Annotated in this window: 12 protein-coding genes and 2 pseudogenes; 7 read left to right on the forward strand and 7 right to left on the reverse strand. The window is 60.4% G+C overall.

The window, feature by feature from the left end:
- Positions 1–63 precede the first annotated feature (63 nt).
- On the reverse strand, positions 64–246 hold the full coding sequence (locus BH93_RS26990) for a hypothetical protein (protein WP_037174502.1): 183 nt from the start codon (positions 244–246) through the stop codon (positions 64–66).
- A 738-nt stretch (positions 247–984) separates the two neighbouring features.
- On the opposite strand from BH93_RS26990, the gene BH93_RS26995 reads away from it, so the two are divergent.
- The 3 genes from BH93_RS26995 to BH93_RS27005 all read left to right on the forward strand — a co-directional run bounded on the left by BH93_RS26995 (position 985) and on the right by BH93_RS27005 (position 7,563).
- Positions 985–4,305, forward strand: a complete 3,321-nt coding sequence (locus BH93_RS26995) for an NACHT domain-containing protein (protein ID WP_155290971.1) — start codon at positions 985–987, stop codon at positions 4,303–4,305.
- A gap of 696 nt (positions 4,306–5,001) precedes the next feature.
- Complete coding sequence (locus tag BH93_RS27000) at positions 5,002–7,194, forward strand: NucA/NucB deoxyribonuclease domain-containing protein (RefSeq protein WP_052065174.1); 2,193 nt, start codon at positions 5,002–5,004, stop codon at positions 7,192–7,194.
- Between the two features lie 30 nt (positions 7,195–7,224).
- Positions 7,225–7,563 (forward strand): hypothetical protein, encoded by a 339-nt coding sequence (locus tag BH93_RS27005; protein WP_037174505.1) that lies wholly within the window; start codon positions 7,225–7,227, stop codon positions 7,561–7,563.
- 30 nt (positions 7,564–7,593) lie between these two features.
- Here the strand turns inward: BH93_RS27005 and BH93_RS27010 are convergent, their stop codons facing one another.
- Positions 7,594–8,244 carry a hypothetical protein gene (locus tag BH93_RS27010; RefSeq protein WP_037174506.1) on the reverse strand — a complete coding sequence of 217 codons (651 nt, stop codon included), beginning with the start codon at positions 8,242–8,244 and terminating at the stop codon, positions 7,594–7,596.
- A gap of 271 nt (positions 8,245–8,515) precedes the next feature.
- Here BH93_RS27010 and BH93_RS27015 point away from each other — a divergent pair, with 271 nt between their 5' ends.
- Together BH93_RS27015 and BH93_RS27020 are read left to right on the forward strand one after the other, a co-directional pair.
- Complete coding sequence (locus tag BH93_RS27015) at positions 8,516–9,064, forward strand: recombinase family protein (RefSeq protein ID WP_037174507.1); 549 nt, start codon at positions 8,516–8,518, stop codon at positions 9,062–9,064.
- Positions 9,065–9,212: 148 nt separating this feature from the next.
- Positions 9,213–9,464, forward strand: a pseudogene (locus BH93_RS27020) (DUF5131 family protein); the annotation flags it as partial.
- 41 nt (positions 9,465–9,505) lie between these two features.
- Here BH93_RS27020 and BH93_RS28335 read toward each other — a convergent pair.
- The 4 genes and pseudogenes from BH93_RS28335 to BH93_RS27030 all read right to left on the reverse strand — a co-directional run.
- Positions 9,506–9,733 (reverse strand): annotated as a pseudogene (locus tag BH93_RS28335) (DUF6924 domain-containing protein); the annotation flags it as partial.
- 185 nt (positions 9,734–9,918) lie between these two features.
- Positions 9,919–10,872, reverse strand: a complete 954-nt coding sequence (locus BH93_RS27025) for a DUF2637 domain-containing protein (RefSeq protein WP_052065175.1) — start codon at positions 10,870–10,872, stop codon at positions 9,919–9,921.
- Positions 10,873–11,204: 332 nt separating this feature from the next.
- Positions 11,205–11,606 carry a hypothetical protein gene (locus tag BH93_RS28340; RefSeq protein WP_080739078.1) on the reverse strand — a complete coding sequence of 134 codons (402 nt, stop codon included), beginning with the start codon at positions 11,604–11,606 and terminating at the stop codon, positions 11,205–11,207.
- Positions 11,603–12,406, reverse strand: coding sequence for a ParA family protein (locus tag BH93_RS27030; protein WP_037174510.1), 804 nt, complete (start codon positions 12,404–12,406; stop codon positions 11,603–11,605). The genes BH93_RS28340 and BH93_RS27030 overlap by 4 nt, the downstream gene beginning before the upstream one ends.
- Before the next feature lie 1,585 nt (positions 12,407–13,991).
- Between BH93_RS27030 and BH93_RS27035 the strand changes: the two genes are divergently transcribed.
- The gene (locus BH93_RS27035; RefSeq protein WP_037174512.1) at positions 13,992–15,167 is read left to right on the forward strand and encodes a site-specific integrase; all 1,176 of its coding nucleotides are present in this window, start codon (positions 13,992–13,994) and stop codon (positions 15,165–15,167) included.
- Positions 15,168–15,199: 32 nt separating this feature from the next.
- Here the strand turns inward: BH93_RS27035 and BH93_RS27040 are convergent, their stop codons facing one another.
- Complete coding sequence (locus tag BH93_RS27040) at positions 15,200–16,267, reverse strand: DNA cytosine methyltransferase (protein WP_037174637.1); 1,068 nt, start codon at positions 16,265–16,267, stop codon at positions 15,200–15,202.
- A gap of 130 nt (positions 16,268–16,397) precedes the next feature.
- On the opposite strand from BH93_RS27040, the gene BH93_RS27045 reads away from it, so the two are divergent.
- On the forward strand, positions 16,398–17,600 hold the full coding sequence (locus tag BH93_RS27045) for a hypothetical protein (protein ID WP_037174513.1): 1,203 nt from the start codon (positions 16,398–16,400) through the stop codon (positions 17,598–17,600).
- Positions 17,601–17,857 lie beyond the last annotated feature (257 nt).

Raw genomic sequence — 17,857 nt, forward strand, 5'->3', positions numbered from 1 at the left:
CAGTCGAGGCCGAACCCCGGAGCGGACCTACTCGGCCAGGCCGAGCGAGCCACCTCCTACGTTCTATCGCGTGCGCGGTTCCGGCCATTCGGTGAGGCCGGCCCTGCGCAAGCGCTCGTTATCGAGCTCGCGGTAGATGCTGCCCCAGTTGGTGTCGAGGCTGCCGGCATGGGTTGCCAGCTGCTCGGCATACGCGGTATGGATCGCGCGTGCGAGGACGTCGTCTGAAATCGTTCTCGGAATCATCTGGTACTCCTTCGTCTTTCACGCCGTTCGGGATGAACAGCGCTACTACTCATTGATGTCCAGCCCACGAGCCAATTACCAGGTCGACAGACGAAGTTTCTTCGGGCACCAGTCCTAACGTCGATTTTCGGGCCCTACCCGCTACCGGAAAACTTCTCGAAGTGGCGGTACAGGGCTCGTTTGCCCCCCCCTGAGCATCGGCGATACCTGGCCGTCGACTTGGGGTCCGAGGCGAAATAAGTGGTGGCCCCCGACTGTAGGCCTAGGCGGGATAGCGACACTTCGGCGCCCGCATGACCGGCGGTGCGTCCTCCTCAAGGTCCCACCAAGCCACCGATGCGCGCCAGCCGACTGAAAACGTGCCGGGACACCACCGGCTGATATGCCCGAAACGTCGGACGAGTCAGGAACAATCGAACCGTGTCCACGCCATCGTCCCCCGTACCGCAGTCGCCCATCGGACCTTATTGGTACGAGAACTTGGGTGAGGACGAATTTCAGAAGCTGTGTCATGTCTTGATTGCCAGCAAGTTCGACCGGGTGACGTGTTACCCGGTGGGCCAGAAGGACGGCGGCCGTGACATCTCCCAGAAGACTGATACAGGCTCAGTTGTATATCAGGTGAAATGGTCGAAAGTTGCGGTAAAGAACCCAGTCACCTGGCTGGAGAAAGCGGTCGAGGGTGAGTCGAAGAAAATCAAGGCGCGCGTCAGAGAGGGGGCAACGCGCTACGTATTGATGACCTCAGTGTCCGGAACAGCGGCGGCCGCAACCGGTCCCAATGCTTACGGTGCCGGAACTATCGACAAACTCGAACTCAAACTGGCTGCCTTCGCCGCCGAATACAAGTTGGAGACGATGGACTGTTGGTGGCGCGACGACATCGATGCCCTCATACCCACGCTGTCTCACTCAGTCCTGTGGCGGTTCCAGAGGATGCTGGCCGGTCCTGAGGCGATGCGGTTCTTACTCGATGCCGAGCAGTCGGAACTCGTCGATGCGCGGATTGCGCTGCTGGTCCGCAAGGCGGTCGGCGCGCAGTGGTCGCAGGATGCCAAGGTCAAGTTCAAGCAGGCCGAACTCGATAACGATGACTTGGAAGATCTGTTCATCGATGTGCGGGCACAGACAACCGAGTCCCCGAGGTCGGTCTCGAATCCGTACGGCACGCGGTCCGCTCAGATACCGGCTCCCTTAGGCGCTGTCGAGTACCTCGTAAAGTCGCCGCAGCCGTTCACCCTTGTTCGAGGCGAACCTGGCCAGGGCAAATCGACGCTGGGTCAGTATCTGTCGCAGATCTATCGATCCGAGTTCGTGCCCGACGATCCAGGTGTAGCGCTCAAGCGTCCGACCCTCACGCCTACTGCCTCACGCATGCCGCTACGAATCGACCTACGTGACTACGGCACCTGGTTGGACGGATACGACCCCTTCGACGAGTCAAAACCGACGCCGACGAAGGCAGCGAAATCCCGCCGGCTCGGGTCGGTGGAAAAGTTCCTCGCAATCTTTCTCACGTCCCTCACCGCCTCGAGCGACGTAACTCAGTCGACAATCGATGACTTGCTGACCAGATTTCCGGTGCTGGTCGTGTTCGACGGCTTGGACGAGGTTGCTCAGCGAACAACCCGAAAACGGGTCGTCGACGAGATCGAGAAGTTCATCGGGCGGTGGAGAGCTAGCTCTGTCCCGCCCAAGATCGTTGTGACTACCCGCCCGAACGTCTCGAAACTGGCCGAGCCGAGCTCGCAGTGGTTCGAGACCATCACCCTGATCAAACTCGACCACGAGCTACGGACCGAGTATTTGCGGAAGTGGTGTGCGGCAAGGGGAATCGTCAACCGCGCCCGCCGCGAGTTGATGCACACTTTCGACACTCGCACAGCTGAACCGCACATCGCGCAGCTCGCAGAAAACCCTATGCAGTTGACGATCCTGCTCTACCTCCTTCATTTACAGGGGCACTCGGTTCCGGACAAGAGAACACCGCTCTACGACGATTACATGAAGACATTCTTGAATCGCGAAGCCGAGAAGAGCGCTTCGGTGCGGGACAATCGCGAGAACCTCGAGGAGGTCACCGCCTACCTGGGGTGGTACCTGCAGGGGTTGGCAGAAGAGAACGGCTCCATCGGACGCCTGACCACGACAGCTCTGAAAACAGAGATATACCGATACCTGACGACAGCGGAGAAGGACGCAGCGCTGGTCGAGGCGTTGTTCACCAGCGTCACCGACCGTGTGTGGGCTCTGTCGAGCAAATCGCAGGGTACGTTCCAGTTCGACGTGCAGCCGGTTCAGGAGTTCTTTGCCGCTAAATATCTGTCTCAGTACGCCGCGGTCGATAAATCCGACGTGCTCAACGAACTTATCCGGCGGCCGTTCTGGTTCAACACCAGCCGCTTCTTCGCTGGATTCGCGCACGCGAACGAGGTTGGTGGGTTGGTAGATGGGCTCGTCGAGGAGTTCGCTGAGGCGCGGCACCCCCTGGCGGAGCGCGTCGCGGCGTGGACGCTGTTGGCCGATGGTGTGTTCTCGTCCAAGACCACTGCGCAGCGGCGCGCGGTGGATTTGCTCACCGACGACCTGAGCATTCGCCTGCTGCTGGCGAGTAACGCTTCTGCAAAACCGCTTCCGGTGATGCCGGCGGATCGCGGTGCCGACCGGCTGCACGCGCAGTTGCTCGATTCCGTTTTGCAGGTCCCCGAGCAGCCGATCTCAATGGAACGGATCGCACTGGCAGCCGGCCTGGGAATCGATGCTGCTCGACTGGAGCAATGGTGGCTTGTTCAGGCCCGCCCGGGTATCGGCGGCGCGGACGAATCGACGTGGTTGCGGTTGGGGATACCCATCGCTGCTGGCCGCCTGTTGCAACCAGCGGATCTGGACCGGCTCGCTTTGTCGAAGCCTCGAACGATTGCGGCTGCTATCGCTGCGGGGGTCGTACCGACGGCCGGCTCGGATCTGGAGGCCAGACTGGTGAACGCGGTGCTTGCGGGCCATTGTTCGGACGTCGCGGCACCGCAGGGCGGCCTTGCGTCCGACCTCGTCAATACGCTGGCCCCGCGCGAGTTCCTTCGGCTCGCCCAAGATGAGGAATCGACTGTCCTGTTCGCTCGTCGGTCAGGACACTGCGGCACGTCCCTCCGAACATTGAAGCGGCAGGATGCGTTCCGGCGACTGAAGAACGTCAATGCCGGATTCGACAAGGTGCAACGGTCGATGAACAAAGTGCGCCTCTCACCCAATTCTGTCGCTCCCTGGAGCGACGCAGCCGAGCAACTACGCGGGATCTATGGCCCGACCTGGCTCGCCCTCGACATCGCGGTCATCGGTGCCGCGATCGACCCGAAAGTCCGACGCGACGTCGGGCCGATGAACCCGGCTCGGTCCACGTTCGGACCGAATATCGACTATGGCCGCCTGGTCAACGATGTGCGGATCAACCGCGCTCGCGCGGAATGGTGGATCGAGCAGCGTGAGAACCTCACGGTCCTCGAACTCGGGACGTGGGGGTATGCGCTGGTCGCCGTTGCGGCCCCTCACGTTCTCGACGCCTGCATGGATCTTCTTGCGGCTGACCTCGCCGCGCTCCCAACTGAGAACCTCGAAGCGTTGATGTCGAGTTCGAGCCGCCTGGGACTGTCCGGGGTGAGCCGACGACTCACCACCGAGCTTTTCGACAGAGCGGCACGGACCTCGCTGTCCGCGGGGCTGCTCATCTCCCACCACGTCGATCAACTCGACGCCTCGGCGTTCAGCCCTGAATCCGCGACCCAGGCGGCGCGATACGGTGTTGCTGCCTGGCCGGCCCTGCACGTCGCAGGACTGTCTCTGGCGCAGACAGAGTCAGAGGACTGGTTGGCGGCGCTGAAAGCTCACGGCCCGGTCGATATCGCTGCCGTTAGAGAGTCTCTGTCGGACGTGTTGTGTTCACGAATCCTCGCTGACTGCGCGCACTACCCACTCGAATTGGTCCTCGGCGCTGCGTCGGCTCGTGCGCAGAGAAACACCGAAGCACCGCTGCGGGCGGTGGCCGGTACGTGGTTCGACGATTGAGCTCCGTGCCCAGACTGCCGTCATATCGGGACAGGGTTCATCTCCGACCGAAGAGCATCCTTGGCGTTTCCCGAAATCTGCACCGATAGCGCTATACCGCATCTAGTGGCAATGAAAATGTGCTCTCAACTACACCCCGGTGTAGTTGAATCCTTCTGCCTATCAAAGTGGTTCATGATTTAGTCTCCCTTCACCGTTCGGTCCAAAGTCCGGTTTCGGTGTAGAAGGCGGGCCTGGCGACCGTTTGTTACTGATGTGTTTTCTGTTTCTGTTGTAAACCTGTGGGACTTCCTTGAAGATGCTGACAGCGGACCGATCGGGTGCCGCGATTGCGAGACAAGGACGCCCATGAATAATTCACTGAGACCTCTCAGGCCTCCACGAGCCCCACGGCGTGCGGCAGCTCGCTCGCTGCTCGTTGCCGGCACCGCGGTGCTGCTGGTGCTGTCGAGTGGGCCCATGTCGGTGGCGCAACCCACAACGACACCGATGCCCGCACCGACGACCGAAACTTCGGAATCGGCTGATGCTCAGCAGTCACCGGCCACCGATCAGTGTGCGACACCGACACCCTCCTCAACGTCCACTAGTGGTGCACCGACCTCGACCACGGTGACACCGACGACCACCGACCCAAATGCTGCCAAACCGTCGTGTGAGACCTCGCCCGACTCGCTGGACACGACCACCCCAACGGTGCCGTCTGCCACGCCTGAGCCGTCGCTGTCGCTGTCGACGGCAACGGAGGCCCCGCCCGGCACCAAAAAGATCCCGTTCACGGGTCTTCCTACCGAAAACCCCAACGACACAATCGTTCCCGGCAAGATGCGCTCCGACCGTGAAGAGCTCCCCGAGGGCTTCACGAAGGAAGACGCCGACAAGGCCGAAATCGAGGAGGCACGACTCCTCAAGCAGAGATCCATGCAGCGCGGAGTGAGCGCGTTGGCCGCGCCCACCGACTGCATGTACTACTGGCCATCGCCACACCAGGTGTGCGGTCAGATTCGAGTCAAATACGATTCGCTGGGCGGCTCGAGCAGCTTTCTGGGACCCCCTACTGCCATCGATGTCGCGAACCCGGACAACTACGGACGACGTCAGACGTTCTTCAACGGCCCGATCTACTGGTCCCCCGCCGGCGGCGCTCATCCTGTGGTCAATCACTTCTTCGCAGCCTGGCAACGCAACGGATGGGAAGCCGGCGTACTCAAGTACCCGACCACCGATGAAATCGTCAATCCGGACGGTATCGGTCGACGTCAGGAGTTCCAGGGCGGAACGATCCACTGGAAGCTCAATGAGGCGTACTACGTCACCGGAGCGATCCGCGACAAGTGGTGGAGCGTCGGAGCCGAAACGAACGGCAGCCTTCTTGGATATCCACTGAGCGACCAAATCGTTCTGCCGGATGGGCAAGGCCGGATGAACAGGTTCGAACGGGGAGTTATCTACTGGTCACCGAATGGTGGCGCTCATCCTGTGACAGGTGGTCTGCTGAGCCGGTACACGTCCTCGGGCTACGAGCAGGGCTCCTGGGGCTACCCGATTGCGGATTCTGTTGTCTCCGGTGCTAATTCGAGTCAGCAGTTCGAGTTTGGCTTGATGTCATGGCCGTACACCGACGCTGCGGCGATCGTCGACGACGGCGATATAGAACCGATCTTCGTGGATGGTCGGACTCCCGTCACATCTGCCGACTTCGCCTACGACGCCCGCGATGGACGCAGCCCCGCCGAGACTTTCGACCTTGTATCAGCGGGTGGCGTAACGAAGCAACCGTGCACCACCACTTCATCTTGCATTGGAGGTACACCTGATCCTGAAGAGCCCGTCGTGGACGCACCCGAGCCCACTCCGTCTGTCTTCATGCCACAAGATTGCCTGAGCGCGGCAGCTACCTCAGTCGGGAAGTGGAAGGCGGTCCGAAAGCAAGCCTGTCTTATTGACTATGTGAGCGGCTATCGCGTGAAGGACAAAGATACGACCAAGACCGTCGGAAGAATTCCAGGAACACTGTCGGCCTCGACGGTGACCTCACATCTGTCGGGCAAATTCGTTCAAGAAGTTACCCTGCAACTCGGGCAAGGATGGGGTTCAACCGGAATCCCTCACCTGCAATGGGAGGCTAACGGCGACCACGCCGGGTCCGATCTGACAGTCACTGCCAGCCACCCAACGGGTTCTATTGTGGGAAGCAACACCAAAATCACTTGGAAGCTCGAATGGAACTACACCGGTGTCCCACAGGGCCAAGTCGATCCCCGGCAGACCTACCTGTCATGGTGGTTCACCAACGATCAGGCCAATATTTACAGCCCATCGTCGCGGGCCTCCGTGGAGTCAGACATGGTGCGATGCGACAATACGATGAAGACATCGGGAGGGCAGTTCCGAGAAGGGTGCGTTATCTCTCAAGCGCGACCAGGTTGGGCCATGAACGAGTTCGGAGACGTCTCGCAGGCCTCAGGGCATGTGCTCGCAGCGCTGGCCGCCGGCTTGCCAGGAGGATCGAAGAGCAGCTTGCTTCAGCGGACCACCGTCATTGCGGATCGTAACGCCAACCGCAGGCAAGCATGCCCCCGCGGCGGAAAAATTCAAGCAGATAGACAAGCGGGCGTACCTGATCGCAGTTGCGACGAATATCCCTTTGCCAGCACCAACCAAGGTGCCCGAGGAAAAAACGGCCTCGGTCGATCGTTCAACCCTCAATGCCACGTCCCGGACTTGACCTCGACGACGAACAAGGGATACAGCGTGTGCATGATCGACAACACCCAGAACCTCAGAGCAGGCGGCCAACTCGGAGGTTTCTACGGGAAGAATCGGGTAGTCAATCAGGACTCGTATTACGTCACGCCGATCTCGGGTGCATTGCCGCCCACGCCGTAGATTCGGGCTCAACACGCTAGAGTGGAAGTTATGCCGAAGTTGACTGGACGAGCACGAAACGGAGCATTGCTCGGCGCTGCAGTGCTCGCCTCCGTCGGACTGGCAGTCACACTCTGGCTCGGTGGTGCTGAGGGTAATTCGCAACCTACGCCCTCAGCACCACCCGAGCCGACGGTATCCAACCAGGAGGTCTCGGTGCCCGAAGAATATGACGCGGATCTAGAGGACCCTGTCGTCGACGGACGAGAGCCCACCACCGTCGAGGACTTCATCGAGGACTCCCGTGAGGGCATTGCGCCCGGTGAAGAATGGGATGTCATCGAAGAGGGTGGCGTTACGCACTATCCGGATGAGGTACCCCCTCGGTAGACCCGAGGCAACAGCATTCGGACATTTTATTCAGTTTGCAGTGCCATCAATTTTTGACGAACTAACAAATTCATCGGCAATAGCCTTCTTAAGGGCGAATTCCGCTCGACCTAAAAGTTGGGTGTCCGTGTCGATATCGGAGACGTCTGATCGCGAGGAATACCACACCCCCGAGTGATACCCGAAGATGACCTCCAACAGGATCTCGGAATTCTCCCACTGCTCGTCTAGTTGATACTGTTCAGCGACGGCGACTGCAACATCGGAGCTTTCTTCGGCCGAGGACATCAACTCCTCGAATGAAGTATCTCGTTCGACTGTTTGGACGAATCCCACGAACGACTCTCCAACCAAGTTGTTGATTCGGTTCACGAAGTAAAGCCATCCTGGCCCGAACTGCCTTTCCATATCGGTCGCGGTGATACGAACCGACTCAAGAGATTCGGCAACATCACTTTGCGCCAGCCCAGGCGAGTAATACCGCGAAAGCCACTCCCGCTCGATCACGGCCGCTTCGACAGGTGTTGCGACCGAATTGAGAGCCTGCTCGAACGAAACATTCTCGGCTTCAGCATCTTTCGCTGTACTGCGAGTCGTCCCAGTATTGTTGCGAAGTAGCGCAGCAGCATTGCTGGCGGCACCGCTCAAGCGATCGACGAATCCAGTCTCACCATCATCCATACCCTCAACAATAGGCGCGCAACAGGTCTCTTACGATGCTTCGCTTCAAACGAGGCACAGCCACCACCCACCGGATCGGTTCACTGCAGCTCGCCCCGGTTCACACCTCAACGTCCGGAGCGCGGATTTAGATCGTGTCCCAAAAACAAACGTTTTAGACACATAGTCGCTTCGAGACACCGCCGACGGTTGGAGCATGTGTCAAAAGTCGTGTCCAAAACTGCGAGCGGAAAATGGTTCATATCGTTGAGTTCTGACACACTCGACGCTCATGGGCGAGCTTTTGGGGTACGCGAGGGTGTCGACGACCGAGCAGAGCGCCGATGCGCAGAGGGACGCTCTGAGCGCTGCGGGGTGTTCTCGGGTGTGGGTGGAGACGGCGAGCGGTGCGACGACGTCTCGGCCGGAGTTGTCGGACCTGTTCTCTCATCTGCGGTCGGGTGACACTCTGGTGGTGTGGCGGCTCGATCGTCTCGGGCGATCCCTCCCCCACCTTCTGCAGACAGTCGAGGACCTCGAATCCAGTGGTGTCGGGTTTCGGTCGTTGACGGAGTCGATCGACACGACTACTTCGGGTGGAAAGTTGATCTACCCGATTTTCGGGGCGCTGGCCGAGTTCGAGCGCAACCTGATCCGTGAACGCACTCAGCTCGGGTTGGCGGCCGCGCGTGCGCAAGGCCGGTTGGGTGGCCGACCACGTGCGATGTCCGATGCGAAGATCAAACAGGCGAGACGGATGCGAGCCGGCGGCATGTCGCTAGCCGATATCCGAGACGTCGTGGGTGTCTCGCGTTCGACTCTGTATCGGTATCTAAAGTGACCAGCCAACAGGAGAACGAGGCAAGGCGGACCCCACTTTATCGAGTAAATTAGGGGCTACAGTAAGAAAATGTATAGTCCGGTAATACTTCACTAGGATACAAATCGCGCAAATCTTCGTAGGTTTTTACCGGCAAATTCTTCAGCTCTTCCCCACCTGTGAGCCGCTACTAGGGCCGTTGGATGCTCTGGATTTGTCCGGTGTGCACTGGGTCATCGTAGGGGGCGAATCTGGGCCTCAGGCGCGGCCGATGGACGCAAAGTGGGCCCGTGACATTCGCGATACGTGTGATGTTGCTCGGGTGCCGTTTTTCTTCAAGCAATGGGGCGGCCGCACCCCGAAGCGCAATGGTCGCGTTCTTGATGGACGGACTTGGGATGCGCTGCCTGACGCCGGGTAACAAACAGCCTCGACGTCTGATCGCGGGGACCCGATGATCACGGCCAACTCGCCGAGCGTGAGTCGGTGGAACTCCGCGTCGTCGACCACGGTCAAACCGGCGAGAAACCCCTCATCTGTCGGCTGCGTCGCCGCCTCGACAGTGTCACTCCACCGGGCGTCGTCGGAGAAGTCTGTGCGGATCAACAACGATTGACCGTCGGGCAGTTCTCGCATCATGTCCGCACTGTAGGACGCACGGGCGGTACATCGCAGCGAGTCGTGAACCATCGACGCACGCGCACGACACGACGATGTCTCACTCCCGCAGCGGGTCACACATTCTCACGCGACACTTACAGACACCGCCCGGAAGTGGGCCGGTATCGCGATGCTCCTGATCACCGGGTCAGGCGCGAACTCTGTTGCTGCTCAGTTTAGTACGTCGGCGCGTGTTCTGACGTAGTGCTCTTCGGTCACCGCGTCGCGCCCGCGTAGTCACGACCGGCATCTATCGAGTCGTAGTCGTCCGCGTCGTACCCCGAACTCGATTCGATTGCGTCGTCGGCGCTGTGGTCGCCATCGACGGTGGTGGTGGTGCTGTGCGCCTGGTTAGCTGCGACGGTGGGGGCTGCGGTGCTGCGTTCGCAGGCGATGTTCTGCTGGACCTGTGTCCAGGTCTTGATGTGCCGAGAGACGGTCGAGGTGTGCAGCTCGAGGTGGCGGGCGATGTCACTCAGCGACCAGTCGGGGTGCGCGAGGTAAAGGTAGACGCTGGTCCACACGGCGGGCTTGAGCAGGCCATTATCGAGATCTTCGTCTACCCCGGCGAGAGTCGAACCTTTTGTCGCGCCGAGTTGCTCGACCTCCACACGATCGATCGGGCCGTCGATGCGAGCTGTCTCAGTGGCCGTATCGAATGGTTGGGGCGTGTCGATTGTGGTCGTGGCACGACGGCGGCGGGGTGCGCGCAGGACGACGGCGACGATCTCGCTCATCGTGAGGACCATCGCTGGCGCTAATGCGGCTATTGCGGCTGCGACGGCGGCGTTGAGGACGGTTGCGGTCAGAACTGCGTGGTAGGCGTTGCCTGCGATCGACAGGATCGCCGAGGCGGTCAGCACTGCCACTACGAGTCGCCGACCTCGCTTCGTGGCTGCGTCGGTGTGCTGTGAGAGGGCGATCCGGATGACGGCGGCAGCGAGAATCGGGCCGTCGAGAGCGACGGGGATAACCCAGGCATCGGCCGGATGGATGCCGGCCATAACGGCGAGGTCGAGCAGGGTGGAAAAGGAGAGCTTGAAGGACGCCGCGCCGACGATGATGGCGATGGCCAGGCCGGTGATCAGGGCACCGGTCAACACGCGGGGGTGGATGTCGAGGGTGTCCTCGCTGGTGACGTCTGGCGCAGGGGTATTAGCGTTGTCCATTGATCGCAGGTCCGTTCTGTGATCGACCGGCCCCGGCGGTGTGTGGAGCACTGCCGGGGCCTTAGCGGCCGGATAGGGTACTTGATGTGGTTACAAGCGGCGCGGAGATCCGCGAGCCACTGAGCTGCGGCGGCACGCTCGTGCATACCGCATGTGCGCCGAATCTGTAGCAGCACACCGGCTTCGGTGTGGTCGAGGTCTGTGAGCTTGCACATGTCCTGCAAGATCAGAGGTCTACGCCATCGCGTACACGAGTCAAAGCTTATGGGTGACCCACGAGCTGTGCTAGCAACGCTAGCTAGCACAGCAAGCGGGCATGTTCATTCAGCGGTCTAGATGCCCCGCTTGTCGAGGTACTCACAGAGCGCTGCGTCGGTCAATGAAGCAATACTGATTGATCGATCCCCCGTCTCATAACGCAGCCTGTCAACGGCTCTGTTCAAACGAAGCTTGGTCGAACTCCGTATCCGCACATTGTGCTGCTCAGTGAACTTTTCCGCGCCTGGTCCTGCCGCCGGCCGCGCACTGTGCGGAGCCGACGGTTCGTTCGACGCCGGCTGAGTGGGCTCGTTTGTCGGGCTGATAGCGCCAGCACTGGTCGAGAAGTCGACGCTCGGCGACGCGGTTGATTCTTGCTGAGCTTCGTTCCCAACGCGCCGGGGTGAAACCGTTGGTCGCGAAGGGAGGTCTGCAGCCGGGTGGCGGCGGATGGCGGGTTCGCGTTGTGCGCTCATGCGGCAGGCTCTCCTAGAAGGTCGATAGACAGTTCTTTTAGCAGGGCGTCATAGGCGACTTGCAGGTCTATCGCCCGGCCTCCCTTGTAAGAATGGATGGGGGTGTGGCTGCTATGAGCGTCTTGGCGCGCCGCCAGCTCCGGGATCCCTGCTCTTGCAACCAATTCGCCGTATGCAGCACGCAACTCGTCCTCGCGATACTGATGCTCCGAGGTTCTTCGTTTCTTAGACAAGACGATCTTCTCAAGCTCGAGACGAGGGTTCGCACGCCGCTTGACGTTGGTGATGGTTTCTTCAACCTTGGTAATCGCACGCACGCTGTCGATGGTGGGTTCGGTAACCGCAATGACCGAGTCGCAGGCGCAGAGGACCGCGAAGAGTAATTTTCCGAGCGACGGCGGGCAGTCGATGAAAACTGCACTATAAGGCGACAGATCGACACCTTCAAGCGCGATATCCAACCGAAAGATCAGGTCGTTTGCGCCGTCAGCCTCAAGATTGGCGAGGCTCTGAGTCGCCGCGATCAGGTCGACCCGATCCCATTCGGTTGCTACTACTGCATCCGCTGCCGCACCTTCGCCAGTGACCGACATCAGGTCGAAGGTAGTTCGCATTTCGTCATCAACGTCGACTCCCAGACCGGTCGTCGCGTTGGCCTGAGGATCCATATCGATGACGAGGACGTGTTTGCCCTTGTCGGCCAAAGCACTCGCCAATCCGAGTGTTGTCGCCGTCTTCCCAACCCCACCCTTCTGGTTGCATATTGCGAACTTCCTGGGTTGCTTCGACGACGTCGACATTGGGATTCGCGTTCCTTTCTCTGTTCGAGGATCAAGGCCAACGAACTATTCTCCGAGGAAAACTGCGTTGGCTCGCACCCTGGACCTATGCCCTGCAAGCCTTCTGGCTCGCTACGCTATAACCAATTGCTTCGTGTGCTGCGTTAACACGCGGAGCGTTGCTTGCGACGAGCGCCCTGCTCGCTTACGTAGCGTGGCTCGCTACGCTACAACCAATTGCTCCGTGTGCTGCGTTAACACGCGGAGCGTCGCTTGCGACGAGCGCTCTGCTCGCTTACGTAGCTTGGTTCGCTTGTCTAGCACTGTTTGCACGCCTCGCTGCAATACTTTGCCTATCTACCCAAGTGGCACTAGCTAAGCCAGAAACGCGTGCTATGTCAGCAACGCTCACTTGCGTCGCTATCGACGCTTGCGTAGCACCCGCAACTAGTATATCGCCCCTATCGTGCCTTGGTCCGCTAGCTATGTCAGCTACATTAGCTTACTTTACCTTGCTCTGCTCGCTTTGTGTCCTTAGCTAGCTCTGCTAGCTATCATTGCACTCATACTCTCGTAACTGAGAATGAATTGAACACGCACCAACGAATCTGACTAACCGCCCACCGCACGCAGGCGCAACTCGCCTGCAACGGCCATCAACAGGGTAAATAGCAATGCTAGATGGCCTAGCACCCACGTATGCTGAAACCCGAGAGGGCCCGCGGGGCGCTGGCGTTGCAGAGCCTTGCAACACCTTGCCCCGCAGTGCGTCAGATGAATGTCGTTGGACACCCGGGGCTGCGGACTGGATGCAGAGGCGACACGACCCGCGACGGAATGCGTCAGAGCCGCAACACCGCAACCAAATCGAGAGCGGTGATCACGTACGGACCGGGCGCGCCTTGTTCAACTCGTGTGAAACTATGCTCGGCGAGTACGCCCCTAGCGTTGCTAGCGTGGATAGCTATCGTCACTAGCATCGACATCCAACCTAAAAGGTGGACGGACCCTTCCCGTACAACGATGACCGATGGGATGTCGCGCGACTCGTCGGATTCAACCAACTCAGCCTGCGGTGAGTTCAGCGTGGAGGACGGGAAGTTGCCGGTTGGCGGTGTACACAAGCGCCTCCGGCACGATTTCTCAAGGTGCGAGACGTGCGTCAGGCCGACACCCCACACACGAGCACCACCGTGAGGCTGTTCCTGCCTAGGTCGGGGGACCGGTCGGAACCACAACTACGCCCCGAACGTAACCGATCATTCGGTGGAATACCGGGGTAAACGGTCAAGACCACGGCCACCGAGGACATCCCACCGTTCGAGGCCCCAAATGCGGATGCGAAACTCCGGCAGTTGTATCCGCCGGGGGGAGGCAACGACCGCCAAGATCGCCTGGTGCAGCCCCGTGGCAACTTCGACGGGGGTCTATTACGGCGGCTCATTCAAGCTGGGCAGCATGGACACAGTCACCGTATTGGTTGTCACCCATAGGTCTCTGGTTTACACCCACGTAAATTACATTTTCCGCACTGTATGCGACGAAACACCAGCTCAGCGTAGTTTTTCGCTGCAGGCGTGTCAGTGACCTGCGCTATGCTGCCGATATGGACTTCCGATCAGGCCGAACACCTGCCGTGACCACCGTTGCGGGCACTGCCGAGGTTGGCAGGTCAGTCGCGGTCGAGCCGGAGATCCCACCCGCCGTCGCGAAACGGATCGCGGCCGCCGTGGACTCCTCACGGTCGGAGGGAACGCGCAAGACCTACGCCGCCGCGTGGCGACGCTTCTCCAACTGGTGCGAGACGAATGGTCACGTGACGTTACCGGCGCACCCGATCACCGTCGCCGCCTATCTCGTCGACGCCGCCGACACCCGAACCGAAACGGGGGAGCGGGCCTATGCCGTCGCCACCTTCGGCACTTGGATTGCGGCGATCAACCATCACCACCGGACGACCGGCCACCTGTCCCCGTCCGCGCACGAGTTGGTCACCGCAACCCTGTCGGGGATTCGGCGCGAGTACGCCGTGGCGGGCGACCGCCCCCGCACCCCACGAGACCCGCTGCTGGTCGACGACATCAAGTTGCTCGTGTGGACCGCGCGGGAAGGGTGTCAATGCTGGGCCGACGAGGTCCTTGAACGACGGGATTCGGCAATCCTGCTCCTTGGGTTCGCCGGCGCGTACCGCCGCAGCGAGCTGTCGGAGATGGTCTGCGGGGACGTCACGGTGCATCGACACGACGGCCTGCACATCCGGCTACGGAAGTCGAAGACCGACCAAGAGGGCAGGGGAGTGGTAAAGGCGCTGCCTTACACCGAGTCCCACGAGACCTGCCCACCCTGCGCATACGTCCGCTGGGTCCAGGTCGTGGCCGCGTTCGATACCGGCGGCCGCCCGTCTGTGATCCGACTGCTCCGGGGGCGAGAACCGTTCGACGGGCACGTGTGCCGTGGGGGAGTGCCGCGCACCGCCGCCCGCGCACCGCTGCTCCGCGCCATTGCAAAGAACGGCAACCTCGGCGGCACTGCACTCTCCGGCGCTGCGATCCATCAGACCATCCGTCGCCGAGCCGAACAGGCCGGCTACAACCACTCTGTACTCGCCAAACTTGGCGGACATTCCCTCCGGGCGGGGTTCGTCACCCAAGGCACTCGGAACGGTGCCGATGGTCCGTCGATCGCCCGGCAGACGGGACATGCCAGTCTTGACTCGGTCGAGGGGTATCGCCGCGAACACGCCCCCCTTGCCGGCAACGCCGTCGAGGAAATCGGGTTGTAGAACTCAGGCCTCAAGCTTGAGCCCGGGCGGAGCTAGCGGCGCATGTGTGTGCGCACGGACTCAAGTACGCGACGGGCCAATAGCGGCGGAACGGAGTTCCCAAGCTGAGCCTGGACGCTGCCTCGACTTCCTACCAACTCGAAGTCGTCTGGATACGTGAAGAGTCGTTTGACTTCGCTCGCTCGAAGGCGACGGTTGTCCCAGTGGAATGGGCCAACGTTTGGTCCGGGCTGAGCTTGAATCGTTGGCGATGGCTTTTCTGGAGAAAGCTTGAGCAAAAACGACCAGTAGCGGCTGCGCCACTCAAATCGAGGATCCGGGTGGCCCTTCTCGGCGGTGTAGTGCAGGTAGTTTCCGCCTGGTGGAATCTCTGACAGCAAAGGCCCGTACTGGCCTCCGACCGTCTCTTCCGGCTCAGGATCGCTGACCAACCCGGCAAGCGCCTCCCCGGCCGTGACGTACCCCTTGGCCGAATTGCCGCTGGCGCGTCGTTCCCACTGGCCCCCGTGGGTGGGCAAGGGATGTGGCGGCAGCGGCTTACCCTTAGGAACCCCAATAATGAATAAGCGTGGCCTAGCTTGGGGGACACCGAAGTCCGCGGCATTCAGGACCTGCATGTGGTGGTCGTACCCGGCCTCGCCTATCTCTCGCAAAAGTCGTTCCAGCGCAGGTCGACTTGCCTTGTTGTTGTATGTGAGGGCGTACACATTTTCTAGAACAAAGGCACGTGGTCGTGCTTCACGGAGTACTCGCGTGTACTCCTGAAGAAGCGTGGCATCAGGGTCCAGACCCGATCTTTTCCACTCCAGCCAAAACCCACTCTTCGAGAACGGTGTGCAGGGCGGTCCGCCTATCAAGAGGTCTGGCCGTTGCCCCCTTGTGAGTCCCGCAGCGCGACAAATCTCATCGGTGCTGGTGTCGAGGATGTCCTTCTGGATCACGGGCGACGCCAACTTCGGGAAGTTCTTCTCCATTGTCAGAGCCGCGTCGCGGTCGCGTTCAACGGCTGCGCGGACGTCGAAACCTGCCTGCTCGGCGCCCAAGTCCAGTCCACCCGCGCCGGAGAACAGGGAGATAGCGACTCCGTGGGTACTTGCCATACCCGTAAGCTTCCCATGCCTGCGGACCACCGCTTGTATCGGATGCTGCCGCGTCGCGAAAAAGCTCAGCGGCCATAGTGGCGTGAGTAGGCATCGGAGACGCCGAGCCGTAAACGTCCCAGGAGATGAGATGTCGGAGACCTTCCTCGCCGGTCGTTTCTACCCGCGGGTGTACCGCGTCAAAGGCCGCCAAGACATACACGACTTCCTCATCCGATCCGTGGAACAGTCAGGCGGCCAGGTTCTCTATGCCAGCGACAGCACCAGAGCACCCGTCTACCTGGGTGTGCAGGACAGTCGAGGTGATCGACTCGGGCTGCTGATCTACCCCTTCCGAATGACTCGCAAGGCAATAAACCATCGGCCGACCGATGAAGTACGCGGTCAGATCCGATACGGCGGCGAAGAGTCCTGGCGTGATTACCATCCGCTAGGTCGCGATATCACGGGTGTCGACATAACGCTCGTGCTTGGCGTAGACATCGAAGCAGGTCTGGCAGTCGGTCTCCAGCCATCGCTCTACGATCCGCTACCGATGGGTATCTCTTTTTATACGAAGACCGCGGAGATGGACCGCGCTGCCGACCACAGCTGGCACGTCTGGGAAAAGGAAAACAAAGCTGGACGCAAACGAAATTCCCCTCGTGGCCCGGCGGGACTCGAAACAATGGTGGCCTTCACCCCCGACAGGCTGTTGGACTACGCCCGCTTTGAACGTCGAGCTACTGATCTCGGCCTGGATCACGCCTTGCGGTTCAGCGCAGCGGAACTAGCCGCAGCGAGCGGGGCGACGGCGGCCGAAGGTTTGCACGCGTTGGAATCCGAGTTCGACCTGACCAGTGCAGAAATCCTCCACATCATTGCAACCCGGAACAGGCTCCAGGTTGCGGTTCGCGGTGGTGTCGCTGAGCATCATCTACAACGCGCTCTCGAGCAGGACCTACAGATCGATCGCGTCGACAGGCTCGATCAAGACGCCCAGCATGACTTCGATGTCACCATGACCACTGGTAGTTCGTGGAGAGTGGAGTGCAAGAACGCCAGCCCCACGACCTACGCGAATGGAGACATGAAGGTTGAGGTGCAAAAGACCAGAGCTTCACGCAACGATCCAGCCAGCCGCTACTACCGTGTAGATCAGTTCGATGTGGTTGCTGCGTGTGTGTACTCGCCTACCGGGAGATGGGAGTTCCTCTTCCATGCCACCGACACACTCCCTCGACACCCAAATTTTGTAGATCGACTAGCTCCGATGCAAAGGGTAAATGGCAACTGGTCAAGCAATCTCAGCGAGGCAGTCAGTGCAGCGACGGGTACATCGAATTCGGACTAAGACACGCCAGTCACGGATTCCTTGAGACTCTCGATGCACATCAAGCCACCTTCACACACATCTGCCCGGACTCACGGCCTCTTGGTATAGGCCGCGCGGAGCAACACAGTCATGTGCTAACTGATTGGACACATGCCAAGTCGACCGTCTTCCTTCGTCCCAGCGTGCGAGATCCGTCTCGACAACCGCCGGCATCTTGTGGGTGCCCGTTGTAAGCGGATTTGTTGCTATCGGGTGTCCCGGGAGCCGCGCGGGGA

It is taken from the genome of Rhodococcoides fascians A25f (assembly GCF_000760935.2).
Classification (GTDB): Bacteria; Actinomycetota; Actinomycetes; order Mycobacteriales; family Mycobacteriaceae; genus Rhodococcoides.